Consider the following 3,310-nt stretch of genomic DNA (forward strand, 5'->3'; position numbering starts at 1 on the left):
AAGGCGCTTCGCACCTCTGAATGCGGCACATGCTTCAAGCGATCAGGGGTTACAAACAGATTCCAGGTCGGGTCGAGCGGCTTCCAACGTCCGGCCACAGCTGCATTGAGTCCTTCCTGATCGTGAAAGTTAAGGCGATCGCGATACGTTTCAATGTACTGAAGGGCCGTCTGCCCGATGTTGTGGGCGCGCCAGTACGACAGATTGATTGCCATCACGCCTGCATTAAAGTATGGCGTGCGCGGCGACAGATCCAACTCCTGATAGTAGTCAAGTCCCCGCGTTGACGACACATACGGCGTGTAGTAGTCTTGCACCGCACAGAGCGCCACCTCGTCCAGTGGCTCCGTCCACAGCGGAACCAGGCTGGCATTAACCAGGAGGTCGCTGTCCAGGTAGATGACACGCTCACACGTGTTGGGGAGGAGTTCAGGAAGATAGAGCCGCAAGTAGGCGCTGGTGCTGATCCAGTCGTTCAGCACAGGTAAATCCTGCACACGGTCGGGACGCACCGTCAGCCAGTGGAGCGTAGTAGGTGCTGGAGCCGCTTCGACTACACGAGCAATGCGCGCTCGGTGAGCCGCGCTAATGCCTCCATCGATGACGTAGATGTCGGCCGACCAGTTTGGAGCCAGGTGCGCCAGGGCCGAGTATGCCGCCACGGCCAGCGGACGTGCATAAGCGTCGTCGGCGCTCAGTACAAAGGTCAGTCTATGCGACGGTAAGAGGTCAGCCATGATGTGTACACTACGGGGATAAGGAGTTGTAAGTCAATGTAACGTCGTTAGGGAGTCGTTCTGAGTGTCTGATTATCGACACAGCAGGCTGTAAAGCCCATCATTTAGCGCCGCTTCCGGGCCATCGGCGGCGCAGGGCATGGTAGATGCGCTTCGTACCAGCACGAGCCGTTAAGGCAGCGGTTACCCCCTGGCGTACCAGGGCATGCGAGCGAAGCAGGGAGGCCGCTGGCCACGAAAACTTATGGGTCATCTTCTCATGAGCGCTCGGGCCGTGGCGGGCAAACAGCGCAGGCGCCGTCCACGGATAGCGTGGAGCCAGGGGCTTGGTGCCCTGCTGATGCGCATGCCCTTGCTCACGTGGAAACTGGCCCCACGCCTCAGCTTCCGCCATACGGGGCGTCTGCCAGAACATCTGGATGACCTCGGCCAGCGCGGGGCGCAGGTCCGCAGACGCATGTAGGAGCGCCGCGTCTTGCGTGAGTCCATCAAGAAACGCATCCACCGTTTCGCGCACCACAGGAAGCCCCCAGTTTTCCATGCGGGCGGGCCAGGTGGATTCCAGGACAGGCTGCACGCCATGATCAGTCTGTTCGTATCCGATAGCCGATCCATGGTCGGCGGTGCAGAACATTTCGAGCAGCGTGTAGATGCCGCTTCCAAGCAACACATCGCGGTATCCCGTATGCCTATGTTCATCAAAGAAATAGGCGGTTCGATGCGAAGCAAACGGCTGCTGCTTGGCGCTCATTCCAAAGAACAGACCCGGCATCGGCGTCTCAATCATCCCCTCGCTAAGCAGTAGATCGTTGAGTAAGCTGTGGGTGGTGCCTTTCCAGCCCACATCCACAAACCCGGAACGCAACGGACGATCGAGCCCCTCCTGACGCAGATACTGACAAAACAGACTATGGGCATCTGTCGATGTAGGGGCGGCTTCAGCAGCGCGATCGTATCGTACGGGCGCCTCTTGTACGAGCACGTCTTGCCTGCGTGGCTCCTTCCGCTCGCGGGGGCGCCCCAGTGTTTCTTCCAGACGTTCCATCGGAGCCTCGACGCTGGTTGTTTCAAACTCCAGCGAGCGCTCCAGCACCTCAGGATCGGGGTGGACTGTTGCAATGGAAGCACGGCTTAGATACAGATAGCGAAACTCGCACTTCACCCCCATGAGCGGCGCCAGCCGTTGGGCAATCGGCAAGAGCACATGTCCGTCGCGCGCTGTGAGATACAATCGTTCCAAACCGTGCCGCTTGGCCTCCTGCAAGAGCCACATCACGAAAGCGGTGCACACCGGAGCCAGCACGCTTGCTGCTCCGGTACGTAGGGCCTGTTCGTGGCGAGTGGAGGCCGAGGTATGCAGCCGAGCATGACGGGCGGCTCCAGCTATGAGGGCACTAAGCCCGCTCGTCGATTGCGCATAGCCTTCCAGTGCCGCCTCGTATCGGTTTGGATTTGCTTCTGTAACATGCACGGCTGTGCTGCCCTGGGCTTGCGCTCCACGCACATCCGCACTACGACAGTTGCCATAGTGCGTTAGCGCCTCAGGGGCGATGCCGAGCGTGTCGTACACCACGTCGAACAGTCCCTTCCCCTTTTTGCACCCATGCTCGCACGACACAAACAGCCGGTCGCCGGACTGCCACAGGTCATGCGCCTCCAGTTGCGCCTGGATGAACGCAGCCGGGAGATACATATCTGACATGAAGATGATCGAATGGCCTGCCGCACGGCACCGCTGGAGCAGATCGCATCCTTCAGGAACTGGAGTCAAGAGATCGCGCTCCACTTCCAGTTCCACATCTTGAACCCGATCCCAATCCACATCAGGATTCGTATTGCGCAATTCGCGGTAAATGTCATTGAACGTCATGCGGTCGCCGTGCCACCGCAGAGCGCGCTGCTCAGCCGCTCGGCGTGCCTCGGCAAAGGCGCGCGGCGAGTAGCCGGTAGGCAGCACTGTGGCCGCCCGCTCGCCCTCCAATAGAAACGCAGCAGTAGGTGGGCTTACAGCACGTGTTAGCACCGTGTCAAACACGTCGAATGAGCATACCACAGCGTTGGCAGAGGCAGCAGGAGCAGCTGCGGGGACAGGTAAAGAAGTCATAGCAGTGCAGGGGGGTTATCCCGCCAGTTGGCGGAGTTTGCGGTACGTGAATCCAGCCATCTTGCGTGCTTCATGCGGGGCAGGGGGCAGGGCGCCTACGTTCCAAACCTGGCGCATGGAAAGCGGAAGAGGACGCGAGAGGCGAAAGGCGGAGGTTTCGGCAATGCGCGGAACCTTGTCGAAGAGAATCTCGGCCCATCGCTCGGCAACGCGCTCCGGAGTAAAATCCTGGGCGCGCTGCTGTCCATGAGCCACCATTTCGGCATACAGGCCCGGCTCATCGAGCAGGCGCGATATCGCCGCCATGGCCTCGTCGTCGGTCGACATCGCGACGGCCGACGTTCATCCCGCGCAGCGGCCCGTGTGCTATCCTCCCAAGGCTCGACCCTGGAGACGTGTCGCACGCCGATGCGGTTCCGTGGGCGGCGACCCCCGATCACCCCCGGCGCGCGAACCCCGGCGCCGTGGT

3 protein-coding genes are annotated in these 3,310 nt (G+C 60.6%); all 3 read right to left on the bottom strand.

Going from position 1 to position 3,310, the window contains the following annotated elements; all coding sequences use genetic code 11:
* A partial coding sequence (locus R6U20_RS13610) for a glycosyltransferase family 8 protein (protein WP_410338382.1) occupies positions 1–737 on the bottom strand: 737 nt, incomplete at its 3' end.
* A gap of 100 nt (positions 738–837) precedes the next feature.
* Positions 838–2,841, bottom strand: coding sequence for a hypothetical protein (locus tag R6U20_RS13615; RefSeq protein ID WP_410338383.1), 2,004 nt, complete (start codon positions 2,839–2,841; stop codon positions 838–840).
* 15 nt (positions 2,842–2,856) lie between these two features.
* Complete coding sequence (locus R6U20_RS13620; protein ID WP_410338384.1) at positions 2,857–3,168, bottom strand: hypothetical protein; 312 nt, start codon at positions 3,166–3,168, stop codon at positions 2,857–2,859.
* Positions 3,169–3,310 lie beyond the last annotated feature (142 nt).

This window comes from Longimonas sp. (assembly GCF_046498435.1).
In the GTDB taxonomy this organism is placed as follows: Bacteria; Bacteroidota; Rhodothermia; order Rhodothermales; family Salinibacteraceae; genus Longimonas.

Coding starts and splice junctions, on each gene's coding strand:
- R6U20_RS13615 (WP_410338383.1), bottom strand. CDS start 2,841: ATGACTTCTTTACCTGTCCCCGCAGCTGCTCCTGCTGCCTCTGCCAAC.
- R6U20_RS13620 (WP_410338384.1), bottom strand. CDS start 3,168: ATGTCGACCGACGACGAGGCCATGGCGGCGATATCGCGCCTGCTCGAT.